A 13,392-nucleotide genomic window follows, 5' to 3' on the forward strand; every position below is an offset into this window, starting at 1 on the left:
TGATGCTGCCCTTGGCAGGAGCCATCAGCCATTAAGAGCCATCAGCCATCAAAAGCCATCTGCTACAGTCATAAAGAGCTAAGAGTCATCCGGCTCCAGTTGTGGTGGGGCATGCTTGATCATTTTGGTGACAATCAGCGTGAAATAGCGCTCAATACCGATATCAGCCTGCAGCCACTCATCGATCAATCGCTGATACTGATCGATGTCCATCGCCACCACCTTGAGCAGATAGTCTATTCCGCCACCCGTCGCGTAACACTCGGTGACCAGCGGGCACTCCTGCATGGTGGACTCAAAGCGCTTGAACGCTTCCAGGTTGTGCTTTTTGAGGCTGATCTCAACCAGAACAGTTGATTGCTTGAACAGAATTTCGGTATTGATTCGGGCGCTGTAGCCGAGAATGATACCGGAATCTTCAAGCCGCTTGACCCGCTCCCAGCAGGGTGTGACCGACAGATTAATTGCCTCTGCCAGGCCACTTTTCGTAATGCGACCGTTCTGCTGAAGGATGCGCAGAATTTTAAGGTCGTAGTTGTCCAGACGCATTGAGTATCCTGTTAATCAGAACGAAATCAAGGAATTAGATCGGCGATAACCGCCAGCGTATCACCCATGTCGGCAAGCGCGGGGTAGCGACGTGCCGCCAGAATTCCGCTGCGCTGAGCATGATATTCGGCCGGTTCAGTACCCGTACGCTCCAGTGGATGGATACGTGCAATCAGATCGCCCTTGATAACAGTGTCGCCCAGATTTCGGGTGAGTTCCAGTATGCCTTTATGCGTGCTGATCACATAGCAGCTGGCATCCGGCATATCCAGTTGCATCACGGGTGCATCCGGCAGCACCGGTTTGCCCGGCAGAATCCCTGCGAACTTCAGGAAATTACTGACCCCGGTATCTGCCAGACGCATCGAATCGGGTGTCGTGGTGCCTCCACCCCTGAGCTCAGTGGTGACAAACACCTTACCCTGAGATTCCACGGCAGTATCGTAAAGCGAGTCGGCATCCAGCTCGAACATGATCATCGTGGCAGGGGTACCGAAACAGCGGGCACCTTCAATACAAAGCGCTTCCTGCTTCTTGTCGGGCAGGCGGTGAGCGGCGGAGAAGGGGATGAAATCGAGCGTTTTACCACCAGAATGAATATCCAGCGCGTAGTCGCACTGAGGGATCAGGTAACGCTGGAAATAATCGGCTATGCGCTCCGTGATGCTGCCCTGAGGATCGCCGGGGAAAGCGCGGTTCATATTGCCCTTGTCGATCGGGGAGGTGCGGGTGCCGCTGCAGACTGCCGGATAGTTCATTGCGGGCACGATAATCACGCGCCCCTGAATGTCCTCGGCTTTCAATGTCTGCGTCAGTTTCAGCAGCGCGGTGATCCCTTCATATTCATCGCCATGATTGCCACCAGTCAGCAGAGCTGTGGGCCCGTCACCGTTTTTCAGTACGGTGACAGGAATCATGATGCAGCCCCAGGCCGACTGGTCGCTGGAGTAGGGCAGCTTCAGAAAGCCATACTGAGTGCCTTCACGATCAAAGTCGACAGTGGGGGTAATGGTTGTATCGCGCAAGGTTGCCTCTCTGGCTGGTGTGCTGTGATTCATAGAGTGTCATATTCCATTTACAGGCAGAACCTGAGAACCTGTTTACGATCTGCAGCGCTCGGCCATGCACATTGATAAACAGGTTCTGGGGTCCGGGATCTCAGGCTTTTACAAACAACTGGCGTGGGTAGCTGCAGAAGGTTTCCGCACCATTTTCGGTGATCAGAATGCTTTCTGTCGTTTCGATCCCCCAGTCATCCATCCACAGGCCGGGCATGAAATGGAAGGTCATACCCGGTTTCAGTTCAGTATCGTCACTGCAGCGCAAGCTCATGGTGCGCTCGCCCCAGTCGGGGGGGTAGCTCAGACCTATAGGATAGCCGCAGCGTGCATCGCCACGATCAAAACCGAAACGCATCAGGGTCTCATTCAGTGCGCGCGTGATATCACCGCAGACATTGCCGGGTTTGGCAGCAGCAAGTCCGGCTTCCAGCCCCAGATTGATCGCCTCTTCGGCACGTCTGAACTCAATTGGCGGATCGCCCAGAAAAACAGTGCGTGCAAGAGGGCAGTGGTAGCGCTTGTGGCAGCCTGCAATCTCAAAGAAGGTGCCTTCGCCCTTCACGAAAGGCTTGTTGTCCCAGGTCAGATGCGGTGCCGATGCATCCTTGCCGGATGGCAACATGGGGACGATGGAAGGGTAGTCGCCGTTATGGCCATCATGGCCCATACAGCCGACACGATAGATTTCACCGACGAGAATATTCTTCGGCATGCCCGGTTCGATCATCTCGAAGATACTTCGATGCATGTTTTCTACTATACGGGCCGCCACATTCATATAGGCGATCTCCTGAGGCGACTTGATGGTGCGACACCAGTTCACCAGACCTGTCGCATCAATCAGCGTGGCATCTGGCAGACCGCGCACCAGTGCACCATAGGCCTTGGCGCTGAAATAGTAGTTATCCATCTCGACACCGAACACGCCCTTGTTCCAGCCACGTGATGGCAAGACCTCTTCACACAGATAATCCAGCGAATGAAAGGGCGGGTTCATCACATACTTGTCCGGGTAGGAGGTGATATCCTCTTCCGGCATGTAAACCGTGCGGCGCGCACCGTTGGCATCGATACCGCGCCCATACCACAGTGGGTTGCCCGTCTGGGCAATAACGACACACTGCGGCGTGTAGAATGACCAGCCATCATAGCCGGTCAGCCACGCCATATTGGCAGGGTCATGAACGATGAGAGTATCGATCTCCTGCTCTGCCATGGCGGTGCGAACCTTGGCCAGACGCTCGGAATACTCTTCGAGACTGAATGACAGGTAAATCTCATGCATATAGTCTGATTCTTCTAAAGCCTGCGATCAGCAGGACGGGTTGATGAAAGAAACATCTTTGTGCTGATGGGCCACCAATACCACCTGAAGGAGGGGGATGTCCAGTAAGCACGTTTTTGAAACCAGGTAGCGGCTGGCGAATGTAGCCGCAGACCTGCGGTAACCGGCTGGCTTTTCCTGGCTGAAAAAGTCAGTCGGTTACCTGTTTTACATCAAGCAAAACTGATATACACGCCGCTTAGCGGTAGTTGCTGCATGAAACTCGACATGCATATCGGTTTCGATCAGATCCATACGCTCCATGTTATTACTGGCGTCCATCCTCAAGAGCTATACCACCAGTGTAGGGCATTTTGCGGTGCTGGCCACCCGTTGTGATACGCTTCCCAAAAAGTACCCCTCCACATCGCCATTGGTGCCACGAGAGCCCATTACAATGAGGTCAACATCTCTGGACTTGGCAAATTTGACAATCGTTTTAGAGGGCCTTCCTCCCTTGACGAAGGCCCTGACCGGTTCTGCGCCACGCTCAATGGCATAGCGCTTGGCGTGTTCTGCTACATCTGTGGCAAACTCCTTAAGTGCCGCGTCAGGAAAATGCAGATCTTCGGGGCGCACCATCGACATCGAGGCCTCGAACAGGCTGTGATGCTTATACACACAGAGCAGCAAGATTTCGGCTGATGTCAGCTGTTGCAGTTGAACGGCCTTGTCCAGCGCAGCCAGTGCGCCTTCAGAGCCGTCGACCGGAACCAGAATACGTTTAAACATGATACTCTCCTCAGCGGAACGCCAGATCCCTCAGGAACAGCGAGATTTGCGGGAAGATGATGATCAATGCAGCTGACAACACCAGCATGAAGACAAAGGGTGGAGTGCCTCTGATCACCTCCCAGTAAGGGCGCTTGAAGATCGCAATTGCCGTGAATATGTCACACCCGAAGGGCGGCGTCGCGGAGCCTATCGCCACCATCAGCGTGATCAGAATGCCGACCAGTACCGGATCCAGCCCGGTTGAGGAGATGGCGGGTGCAAAAATCGGAGTCAGAACCAGAATGACCACAATCGGATCGACAAACATGCAGGCGATGAAGAAAGCGATTGCAATAGCGATCAGCACACCGGTAGGTCCTGCTTCGTTGATACCAAAGGTACCCAGCAGGGCCTGGGGTATCTGAGCAAATGAGATGATCCAGGAGAAACCGTTTCCGACCGCCACCAGAATAAAGACCACGGCAGTGATCAAGCCAGTGGATTTGGCAATCTTGTAGATATCCATCGCCTTCAGTGATCGGAATACGATGAACTCCAGAATCACAGCGTAGAGTACGCAAGCAGCTGCGGCTTCGGTAGGACTGAATACACCACCATAGATACCACCGACGATGATTACCGGGAATCCCAGTGGCCAGAGGGCTTCCTGAACCGCCTTGAGACGATCCATCCAGCCGGTTTTCGGCTCGGTTGGCACATCGTGGATGATGGCATAGGCGATACAATAGATGGAGAACAGCAGCAGAATCAGCAGGCCGGGACCTATCCCAGCAATAAAGAGCTCACCTATCGACGTGCCGGAGATGACACCATAGATGATCATGCCGATGCTGGGTGGAATCAGGAAAGCGATATCACTGGAATTGATAATCAGCGCCAGTGTGAAAGAGTCCTTATAGCCAGCCTTGAGCATGCGCGGCCGCAAAGGGGAACCCACCGCAACCACAGTGGCCTGAGTGGAACCGGAAACTGCACCAAACAGGGTGCAGGATGCGGCTGTACTGACTGCCAGGCCGCCTTTGATATGGCCAATGAAGGCCATCACCATATTAACCAGCCGGTTAGCTGACTGACCGCGGGTCATGATATCGGCTGCGAGAATAAACATTGGAACGGCGATCAGGGCGGCGGGTCGGATGCCACCCATCAGTTGTTGAATCAGGGTGTTCATCTGGCCGAAACCATCGAACATCATGTAGAAGCCGATCAATGCAGCTGTCACGAGCGGGATCATCATCGGGAATCCCAGTAGCAACAGAAGGATCATGGTGCCCAGCATTATCGTAATCATTATTATTATCCCTCACCCTTGGCTTGCTGGATCAAACTTCAGTTTCAGTATCGGCGTAACCATCGACAACATGGGTCGACAGGTATACATCCTCTGAACTGATATTCTTGATGCCTGTCATGAAGTACTGAATCCCTGTCACGGCAAAACCGATCGGAACCCATAGGTACATCAGGTAGATCGGAATCGACAAAGAGGGCAACAAACGGCCTGTGTTGTAGGTGCTCTGAATGTATCCGACCGAAAAATAGCAAAGCAGGAACATCACGCCGGCAGTAAAAAATGCGATCACTATCATCAGCACACGCCTGGCTTTGACGGGCAGGGCATCGTAGAGGGCAGACATGCGGATATGGCGACCATGTCGGGCTGCGTAACCAATGCCGGCAAACGTGATCATGACGATCAGTATCCGGTTCACCTCTTCGGAAAAGAACAGGCTCTCGCCGAAGGCAAATCGACCGACGACGTTGGCAACTGTATTCACTGCCATCAATAGAACACCGACGGCGAGTATCACCGCTTCTACTCGACTGATCAGAATGTCGATCTTGCCCAGGATTCCCGGTAGCCCGGATACGTCCTGATCATTTAAGTCATCTGTCATGCGGCACCTCTACTATCACAGGGTTTCTGAATCACAAGCGGGCACAAAGTGTCTGATACACTTTGGCCCGCCACTTTCAGTGTGGCTTCAGCTTCCTGTTACCGCCTCAAGATCGGCTTTGAACTGCTCAAGCAGCTCCTGACCACGCTCTCCTGTCATCTCAATGAACTGCTCCTCAACCTGCGGTGCACGATCACGGAAAGCCTGGCGCTCCTCTTCAGTAAGACGTGTGACTGTGACATCAGGTTTGGCTGCCAGAATTTTCTCCAGCGACTGCTCGCTGAGCCCTGGTACATATTCTGTGATGTAGTCAAACGCGTGTGCAGTCGCATCATGGACCAGTTGCTTGTCCTCATCAGAAAGACCGTCGAAGAAGCGTTTGTTTGCCATCATGGCGGTGGTGAACTGGCCATGGCCGGTAAAAATCAGGTTTGGAGAAACCTCATAAAGACCGCCGGATTCGATCCAGAAAATCGGGTTTTCCTGGCCCTGAATGATGTTGGTCTGCAAGCCACCATAGACCTCACCCCACGGCAGCGGGGTGGGTGTTGCGCCGAAGGCACGATAGGTTTCGGTCAGCAGTGGGTTGGTCATGGTGCGTATGTTTTTGCCACGGAACTCTTCAGGTGTGCGTACGGGAGTATCCGCTGTGACCACCATCTCACCTTCTGGGTACATGGTCAGCAGCTCAAGACCCTGCTCGGAGTAGAGTTCGGGGAACATGTCGTTGATCGCGCTGCTGGTGCGGAAAAACTCTATGATCTGAGCATCTTCAACTGGTAGCAGGTAGGGGATGAAAAAGATCTGTGCTTCCGGAATGATGGCGCCGGTAAAGCCGGGAGACTGGTTAACGAACTGCAGTATGCCTGCCTGAGTCTGCTCCATGATGTCATCTGACTCACCCAGTTCGCCAAAGCGGAAAACCTGAACCGTGTTTGAGGAGTTTTCCTCAACATATTCCTTGAACTTCTGCGCGAATACATCCTGTACATCGCCCTCAAACTCCTCATGCGCATAGCGCCAGTTTGCGGCTTCAGTATCAACGCTGTAGCTCACCATGCCGGCCATCAGTACGCCAGCCAGTGCGGTGCTTAGAAGTGTTTTCTTACTCATGATTCAATCCCTCGTCGTCTTTTTCTCTGTTGTGATTCGCTTCAGAAACATGCCTGAAACCCAGACCATTGATTAACTATACAGAGACGCAGGAGGACTTTTTTTCTGTAACGCTTGATGTGAGTTGCGATTTTTTCTGTTTCAGAGGGTGTGAAATGAGGTTTTTTCTGCGTTTGCCGCATGATGTCAGGGCCTGCAGCGGGTAAAGGCGGAGGACAAGTTGTATCGCTAGGGCGGGCTTGAGGCGGTGATGGAGGGGAAGAAGGCAGGTGTGCGATCAGCGCAGCTCCTGCCTGTCGGGTTGTTGCGCTTACAGACCCGGGTGGGCTGCCAAGGCTTCCAGTAGCTTTTGCATCTCGTCATCGGTACCGATAGAGATGCGCAGGAACTGGTCGATGCCCGGTTTTTTGAAGTGTCTGACCAGAATGCCGAGGTTGCGCAGGTAAGCCATCAGCTCGGCTGCATCCTGTTGCGGATGAGTGGCAAACAGGAAGTTGGCAGCTGATGGCAGGACTTGAAAGCCCAATGCCTCCAGTTGAGTCCGCGTTGTATCGCGAGTGTTGATGATCTTATTGCAGGTGTTGCGAAAATAGTCATCATCTTCCAGCGCCGCAACAGCCGTTGCTGTTGCCAGCATATCCAACGGGTAGGAGTTAAAGCTGTTTTTGACTCTTTCAAGACCTGCTATCAGCTCCTCCTGGCCCATTGCATAGCCGACGCGCATGCCCGCGAGTGAACCTGATTTGGACAGGGTCTGAATCACCAACAGATTCGGGAAGCGACCAATCAGACCGGCAGCGCTTTCGCCACCGAAATCTATATAAGCCTCATCGACAATCACGACACTTTCAGTATTGCGCTGAAGGAAGGCTTCAATCTCTGCCAGTGATAGCAGAATACCGGTTGGTGCATTGGGGTTGGCAAAAATCACTCCCCCATTTTCAGTCGGATAGTCGTTCAGGTTGATGCTGAAATCATCTCGCAGCCTGATTTTTTCATGCTCTATATTCAGTAAATTGCAGTAAACATCGTAGAAACTATAGGTAATGTCAGGAAAAAGCAGGGGGCGCGGCTGGCGGAAGAATGCCATGAATGCCAAGGCCAGAACTTCATCGGAACCGTTACCGGCAAATATCTGGCTCACGTTAATCTGAAAACGCCTGGCAACGGTCTGTTTCAGCGCTGTGGATTCCGGATCAGGGTAGAGGCGCAGGCGCTCTACCTGAAATTCGCGCAGCACACGTTCGACCCCTGGAGACGGTGGGTAGGGGTTTTCATTGGTGTTGAGCTTGATCAGGTTCTGTACTTTTGGCTGTTCGCCCGGTGTATAGGGCACCAGAGAGCGGATCGCAGGACTCCAGAATTTACTCATTGTCAGTATCACCGGCATAAATGGGCGTGTTAATGGGTGTGTAAATAGATGGGCTGATTATCAGTTTGGCACATCATAACAAAGGCCGGATGCACAGGACACAATACAGAAGGTGAAAGATCGGTACTGTGTCACGTCTGGTTTGGGGGCGCTGAAGATCGAAATGGCTGCTGCAATCAGGATGACTGGTTGTGCAGATACTCCGGAAGAGGATTGTCGTCGCCACGATCCAGTGCACCGATATCCAGCATCGGGGCGGCATCGATATGGTGTGCACCCAGAATATGGGCCACTCTCTCCAGGGATGCGACAACCATTGATTGCTCCCACTCATGCATATCATCAAACTGACGAATAAACATATCCTGTAAGGTGGTAGGGGCCGATTTCAGTAACTCCTGCCCTTCATCTGTCGGTACAACGTGCACCTTGCGCTTGTCTTCCTGGCTGCGCTCACGTCTGACCAGCTGTTTACGCTCCAGTCGATCAAGGATGCTGGTGACGGTGGCCTGAGCCAGGTTCATCTCTTTGGCAAGTACGCCAACCGTCACAGGGCCATGCAACCGCAGCGTCTGCATCAGCATCAGTTGTGGCATGGTCAGGCCGGTCATCCGGCTCAGATGCTTATCGTGTAGATCGGTTGCGCGAATAATCTGTCGCAGAAGTACCAGGACCTCGTGACTTTTTTGCATAAGACTCGCCAGACTTTGATGTGTTTCGTTCAATGGAGGGCGACTTTTAGCGTGATTGTTCAAATAATGCAAATTGATTTTGACCACCTCCAGAAAAATATTTTGTAACGCAATGCTATATATATGTAGCACTTCAGGCCGTATTTATCAATTATTTCACTACTTAAGCGCCTTTTAGGCTATAGGTTGATGGGTTGAATTTCATCTGATGATATGTTTTATAATAAAACCCATAGTATTACTAAATAAATGAAAGGCTATGGATATCAAAACAATCACATTGCGGAAGCCCCTCCCAACCGACGGGCTGTCTTTGAATGAGCTGGTGGAGAGATGCCCGCCTCTTGATACAAATTCAACTTACTGCAACCTGCTGCAGTGCTATGACTTTGCCAACACCTCAATAGCGGCTGAGGACAGTGATGGAAAGCTGGTCGGATTCATCTCCGGCTACATTCCACCTGCGCGCAACAAGACGCTGTTTGTCTGGCAGGTGGCGGTTGATCCTTCGTGCCGCGGTCAGAGTCTGGCCAAGCGGATGCTGACGGAGTTGATCAACCGAACCAATGCTGACTTTGGTGTGCGTTATATAGAGACGACCATTTCACCCGGCAACACCGCTTCGGAAGCGCTGTTTGCCCGTGTGTTCAAGGAGCTCTACGCCCCGGTTCGCGAAGAAGTGCTGTTTTCGAGCAGTGAGCACTTTGAAGATAAGCATGATGATGAGGTGCTGTACCGCGCTGGTCCCTTCATTCTGAAACATCACACCAGCCGCCCCGTCATGAAGCAGAATTTAAAAAAGGAAACACAGATGAATATTTTCGAACAGGTAGAATCAGAAGTACGCTCTTACTCACGCTCTTTTCCAGTTGTCTTCAATAAGGCTAAGGGTGCATCTCTCTTTACTGAGGATGGTAAGGAGTACATCGACTTCCTGGCCGGTGCCGGTACCTTGAATTACGGGCACAACCACCCAGAGCTGAAAGAAGCACTGATCGACTATATTGCGTCTGACAGCATCACACATGGCCTGGATATGTACTCCAGTGCCAAGGGTCGTTTTCTGGATACCTTCCATAACCTGATCCTGAAGCCGCGTGGGATGGAAAACTTCCGCGTACAGTTCACCGGTCCGACCGGCACCAATGCGGTAGAAGCCGCTCTCAAGCTGGCTCGTAAGGTTAAGGGCCGCAGCAATATCATCGCCTTTACCAATGGCTTCCATGGTGTGTCGGGTGCCGCGTTGGCTTGCACCGGTAACCAGCACCATCGTGGCGGTATGGGTGCGTCACTTAACGACGTTACGCGCATGCCGTTTGATGGTTACCTGGGCGAAGGTGTCGACACGACTGAGTATCTGGATAACGTGCTGTGTGACCCAAGCGGTGGCGTTGATAAACCTGCTGCGGTTATCGTTGAGACAATTCAGGGCGAGGGTGGTTTGAATGCCGCGTCCAGCAGCTGGCTACGCAACCTGGAAAAGGTATGTCGCAAACATGACATGTTGCTGATAGTGGATGATATACAGTCCGGTTGTGGCCGTTCGGGTCAGTTCTTCAGTTTTGAAGAGTCGGGCATCAAGCCGGATATCGTGACGCTGTCTAAATCAATCAGTGGCTATGGGTTGCCCTTTGCCGTCACCCTTTTCCGCAGTGAGCTGGATATCTGGAAGCCCGGTGAGCATAACGGCACCTTCCGTGGCAACAATCATGCGTTTGTGACGGCGGCCAAAGCGTTCGAAACTTTCTGGGCTGATGAAACTTTTGCCAAAGAGGTGCAGCGCAAGGCGCAGAAGATGCGTGACGGTCTCCAGGCGTTGATCCGTCGCCATGGGCAGAAAAGCATGACGCTCAAGGGGCGCGGCCTGATGAGTGGTATTGAGTGCGAATCCGGTGAGTTGGCCGATAAGGTGACCAGTCGTGCATTCGAGCTGGGTCTGATTATCGAGACCAGTGGATCGCGTGGACAGGTTGTGAAGTGTCTGGTTCCGCTTATAATCAGCGACGAACATATCGAATTTGGTCTGCGTGTGCTGGATAAGGCGTTTGCCGAAACACTGTCAGAGCAGGATCGTAAAGCGTCTTGATCAGCTGACTTACACTACCTAACTCATTACATTAAGGAAAACATCAATGATCGTACGTACTCTGAAAGAGTGCCAGCAGACTGAGCGTCGTGTTGTAACCGAAACCTGGGAAAGCACACGCATGCTGCTCAAGGATGACAATATGGGATTTTCATTCCATATCACGACCATCTACAAGGGCACTGAAACGCATATCTGGTATCAGAATCACCTTGAGTCGGTTTACTGCGTCAGTGGCCAGGGTGAGGTCGAAACCATCGCGGATGGCAAAATCTATCCGATAGAGCCGGGTACGCTGTATATCCTGGATAAGCACGATGAGCATCTGCTCAGAGCAACCACTGAAGATATGGTCATGGCCTGTGTATTCAATCCGCCGGTTACCGGGCGTGAGGTTCATGATGAAAATGGTGTTTATCCCCTGTGTGACTGAGCAGGGGACACCTCAAAACAAAGCGCATTCAGCGTGGGATTAACCTGAACAGGGAGTCCAATGCATACTGTTGAAAAGATTGGCGGCACATCCATGAGCCGCTTTCAGGAACTGATGGATACGATTCTGATCGGCGGCCGTGAAGGTGCCGATCTCTATAACCGAATTTTTGTGGTGTCTGCCTATGGCGGCATCACCAACCAACTGCTGGAGCATAAAAAGTCGGGTAAACCCGGCGTCTATGCCAGCTTTGCAGATGCCGAGAGTGAGCACGCCTGGCGTATATCGCTGACCAAAGTGAAAGAGAGCATGCTGGCAAAAAATGCCGAACTCTTTGCTGAAGGGACAGATCGCGCCAGGGCAGACAGGTTTATTCTTGAGCGCATTGATGATGCCGAAGCCTGTATGGATAGTCTGCAGAAACTCTGTTCCTATGGTCACTTCAAGCTGGATGAGCATCTGATGAAGGTGCGTGAGATGCTTGCCTCACTGGGCGAGGCTCACAGTGCTTACAACAGCGTGCTGGCGCTGAAGCGTGCGGGTGTCAATGCGCGCCTGGTCGATCTCAGTGGTTGGCATCAGGAGCAGCACCTGCCATTTGATGAGATGATTCGTAATCACTTTGAAGATGTGGATCTGACCTCAGAGCTGCCGGTAGTGACTGGGTACACGCATTGTGCCGAAGGGCTGATGCGTACCTTTGATCGCGGCTACAGTGAGATGACCTTCAGCAAAATCGCAACGGTCACCAATGCCACTGAAGCAGTGATACACAAAGAGTATCACCTTAGCAGCGCTGACCCTGCGGTGGTTGATATGGACAAGATTGTCACGATAGGTCGTACCAACTACGATGTCGCAGATCAGCTATCGAATCTGGGCATGGAAGCGATCCATCCCAAGGCGGCCAAGGGGTTGCGTCAGCAGGGTATCAGGTTGCGCATCAAAAATGCGTTTGAGCCTGATCACGATGGAACAGTGATCTGCCAGGACTATCGCAGCGCAGAGCCCTGTGTCGAGATCATTGCGGGTCGTCGTAATGTCTTCGGTATCGAAATATTCGATCAGGAGATGCTGGGTGACAGCAACTACGATATCGAGCTGTCTCGCCTGCTGCATCAGTTGAAACTCTATGTTGTTAACCGCGATTCGGATGCCAACAGCATCACCTATTATGTTGCAGGGTCGCGCAAGATGGTTAATCGAGCACTGCGTTTGATCAGTGAGTATTATCCATCGGCTGAGGTCAGCTTGCATAAGGTGGCTATTGTTTCCGCTATAGGTTCTGATCTGAAAGTGTCCGGGATATTGGCTCGAACAGTCAATGCGCTGGCAGGGGCTGGGATCAGTGTTCAGGCATTGCATCAGTCGATGCGTCAGGTCGAGATGCAGTGTGTTATCGATCAGGATGATTACGAAGGTGCCGTCAAGGCGCTGCATCATGCCCTGATTGAACAGGAAGGACATGGGGATGTGATCTGCGCAGCTTGATGCGCAGATCACACATCTGCTCCATACTGAAGGGTATGGCCGGGATGACTCCGGTCATACCTCAGTGTACGATCTGGAGGCGCAGTGATGGATACTGATCGGGTCAGCAATCACTGCTCAGGTTAAACCGTATCAGGCGTGTTCGTCGTAGACATCCTGGATCTGGCGCATCAGTCTGCGTTCTTCCATCAGGTCTTCAATTTCACGTCGTCTTTTTCCATTGTATTTCAAACGGCTACGGCCTAACTCTTCCTCTTCGGTAAACTGTTCGTTCCAGTCGTCTATCTCATCGACAGCGACTTGATCGACACGAATCTTTGTGCCCATCGGTTCTGCTCTCACAGATTAAGTGTTGATATTGGCGTTAATGCCTCGGGTTCATACACTCAGACCACTCACCCTCAATATAGCAAAAAAATCAGACTACACTTCCAGTGGCTCTGTTCTTTCTGCGCCTGAAATTGATCTGGCTGATAAGCGCGAATATAAGCAGCTTTGATGTCATCCACAAAATTAAAATAATTTATTGAAATTTAATTTTTTAACTATAAATGGCTATTAAAGAAGTGGTTGCGACTTCGTGATGATGGTAGATGCCGAATTCGTGATGCCCTCAATACATCATCACTTTTGCTGCA

The 13,392-nt window shown here is 51.9% G+C and carries 13 protein-coding genes and 1 pseudogene; 4 read left to right on the forward strand and 10 right to left on the reverse strand.

The genetic code is table 11. From position 1 onward, the window contains the following. Positions 1-78: 78 nt before the first annotated feature. The 9 genes from ACK3CJ_RS07680 to ACK3CJ_RS07720 form a co-directional block, all read right to left on the reverse strand. The gene (locus ACK3CJ_RS07680; RefSeq protein WP_409525850.1) at positions 79-549 is read right to left on the reverse strand and encodes an Lrp/AsnC family transcriptional regulator; all 471 of its coding nucleotides are present in this window, start codon (positions 547-549) and stop codon (positions 79-81) included. Between the two features lie 26 nt (positions 550-575). Then, positions 576-1,607: a N(2)-acetyl-L-2,4-diaminobutanoate deacetylase DoeB gene (gene doeB / locus ACK3CJ_RS07685; RefSeq protein ID WP_409525851.1), complete on the reverse strand. Its 1,032-nt coding sequence runs from the start codon at positions 1,605-1,607 to the stop codon at positions 576-578. A gap of 100 nt (positions 1,608-1,707) precedes the next feature. Further along, positions 1,708-2,895 (reverse strand): ectoine hydrolase DoeA, encoded by a 1,188-nt coding sequence (doeA, locus tag ACK3CJ_RS07690; RefSeq protein ID WP_409525852.1) that lies wholly within the window; start codon positions 2,893-2,895, stop codon positions 1,708-1,710. Between the two features lie 330 nt (positions 2,896-3,225). Continuing rightward, a complete protein-coding gene (locus ACK3CJ_RS07695) occupies positions 3,226-3,666 on the reverse strand; it encodes a universal stress protein (protein WP_409525853.1) in 441 nt (146 codons plus the stop codon). A 10-nt stretch (positions 3,667-3,676) separates the two neighbouring features. After that, positions 3,677-4,960, reverse strand: coding sequence for a TRAP transporter large permease (locus ACK3CJ_RS07700; protein WP_409525854.1), 1,284 nt, complete (start codon positions 4,958-4,960; stop codon positions 3,677-3,679). Positions 4,961-4,991: 31 nt separating this feature from the next. After that, positions 4,992-5,567 (reverse strand): TRAP transporter small permease, encoded by a 576-nt coding sequence (locus tag ACK3CJ_RS07705; RefSeq protein ID WP_409525855.1) that lies wholly within the window; start codon positions 5,565-5,567, stop codon positions 4,992-4,994. Positions 5,568-5,654: 87 nt separating this feature from the next. Beyond that, positions 5,655-6,680 carry a TRAP transporter substrate-binding protein DctP gene (gene dctP / locus ACK3CJ_RS07710; RefSeq protein WP_409525856.1) on the reverse strand — a complete coding sequence of 342 codons (1,026 nt, stop codon included), beginning with the start codon at positions 6,678-6,680 and terminating at the stop codon, positions 5,655-5,657. A 310-nt stretch (positions 6,681-6,990) separates the two neighbouring features. Next, positions 6,991-8,052: a histidinol-phosphate transaminase gene (gene hisC / locus ACK3CJ_RS07715; RefSeq protein ID WP_409525857.1), complete on the reverse strand. Its 1,062-nt coding sequence runs from the start codon at positions 8,050-8,052 to the stop codon at positions 6,991-6,993. A 176-nt stretch (positions 8,053-8,228) separates the two neighbouring features. Continuing rightward, positions 8,229-8,744, reverse strand: a complete 516-nt coding sequence (locus tag ACK3CJ_RS07720) for a MarR family winged helix-turn-helix transcriptional regulator (RefSeq protein ID WP_409525858.1) — start codon at positions 8,742-8,744, stop codon at positions 8,229-8,231. Between the two features lie 259 nt (positions 8,745-9,003). Here ACK3CJ_RS07720 and ectA point away from each other — a divergent pair. From ectA to ACK3CJ_RS07740, 4 genes and pseudogenes are all read left to right on the forward strand, one after another. Then, positions 9,004-9,435, forward strand: a pseudogene (gene ectA / locus ACK3CJ_RS07725) (diaminobutyrate acetyltransferase); the annotation flags it as partial. Positions 9,436-9,555: 120 nt separating this feature from the next. Further along, a complete protein-coding gene (ectB, locus tag ACK3CJ_RS07730) occupies positions 9,556-10,830 on the forward strand; it encodes a diaminobutyrate--2-oxoglutarate transaminase (protein ID WP_409526563.1) in 1,275 nt (424 codons plus the stop codon). A gap of 46 nt (positions 10,831-10,876) precedes the next feature. After that, positions 10,877-11,263 (forward strand): ectoine synthase, encoded by a 387-nt coding sequence (locus tag ACK3CJ_RS07735; protein ID WP_409525859.1) that lies wholly within the window; start codon positions 10,877-10,879, stop codon positions 11,261-11,263. 60 nt (positions 11,264-11,323) lie between these two features. Further along, on the forward strand, positions 11,324-12,754 hold the full coding sequence (locus tag ACK3CJ_RS07740; RefSeq protein ID WP_409525860.1) for an aspartate kinase: 1,431 nt from the start codon (positions 11,324-11,326) through the stop codon (positions 12,752-12,754). Positions 12,755-12,886: 132 nt separating this feature from the next. Here the strand turns inward: ACK3CJ_RS07740 and ACK3CJ_RS07745 are convergent, their stop codons facing one another. Continuing rightward, positions 12,887-13,081 carry a PA3496 family putative envelope integrity protein gene (locus tag ACK3CJ_RS07745; protein WP_409525861.1) on the reverse strand — a complete coding sequence of 65 codons (195 nt, stop codon included), beginning with the start codon at positions 13,079-13,081 and terminating at the stop codon, positions 12,887-12,889. Positions 13,082-13,392: the final 311 nt, after the last annotated feature.

The organism is Nitrincola salilacus (assembly GCF_046271865.1).
Lineage (GTDB): Bacteria > Pseudomonadota > Gammaproteobacteria > Pseudomonadales > Balneatricaceae > Nitrincola > Nitrincola salilacus.

Excerpts from the sequence above, each read along its gene's own strand:
- ACK3CJ_RS07680 (WP_409525850.1), bottom strand. The coding sequence starts at position 549 with ATGCGTCTGGACAACTACGACCTTAAAATTCTGCGCATCCTTCAGCAG.
- doeB (WP_409525851.1), bottom strand. The coding sequence starts at position 1,607 with ATGAATCACAGCACACCAGCCAGAGAGGCAACCTTGCGCGATACAACC.
- doeA (WP_409525852.1), bottom strand. The coding sequence starts at position 2,895 with ATGCATGAGATTTACCTGTCATTCAGTCTCGAAGAGTATTCCGAGCGT.
- ACK3CJ_RS07695 (WP_409525853.1), bottom strand. The coding sequence starts at position 3,666 with ATGTTTAAACGTATTCTGGTTCCGGTCGACGGCTCTGAAGGCGCACTG.
- ACK3CJ_RS07700 (WP_409525854.1), bottom strand. The coding sequence starts at position 4,960 with ATGATTACGATAATGCTGGGCACCATGATCCTTCTGTTGCTACTGGGA.
- ACK3CJ_RS07705 (WP_409525855.1), bottom strand. The coding sequence starts at position 5,567 with ATGACAGATGACTTAAATGATCAGGACGTATCCGGGCTACCGGGAATC.
- dctP (WP_409525856.1), bottom strand. The coding sequence starts at position 6,680 with ATGAGTAAGAAAACACTTCTAAGCACCGCACTGGCTGGCGTACTGATG.
- hisC (WP_409525857.1), bottom strand. The coding sequence starts at position 8,052 with ATGAGTAAATTCTGGAGTCCTGCGATCCGCTCTCTGGTGCCCTATACA.
- ACK3CJ_RS07720 (WP_409525858.1), bottom strand. The coding sequence starts at position 8,744 with ATGCAAAAAAGTCACGAGGTCCTGGTACTTCTGCGACAGATTATTCGC.
- ectB (WP_409526563.1), top strand. The coding sequence starts at position 9,556 with ATGAATATTTTCGAACAGGTAGAATCAGAAGTACGCTCTTACTCACGC.
- ACK3CJ_RS07735 (WP_409525859.1), top strand. The coding sequence starts at position 10,877 with ATGATCGTACGTACTCTGAAAGAGTGCCAGCAGACTGAGCGTCGTGTT.
- ACK3CJ_RS07740 (WP_409525860.1), top strand. The coding sequence starts at position 11,324 with ATGCATACTGTTGAAAAGATTGGCGGCACATCCATGAGCCGCTTTCAG.
- ACK3CJ_RS07745 (WP_409525861.1), bottom strand. The coding sequence starts at position 13,081 with ATGGGCACAAAGATTCGTGTCGATCAAGTCGCTGTCGATGAGATAGAC.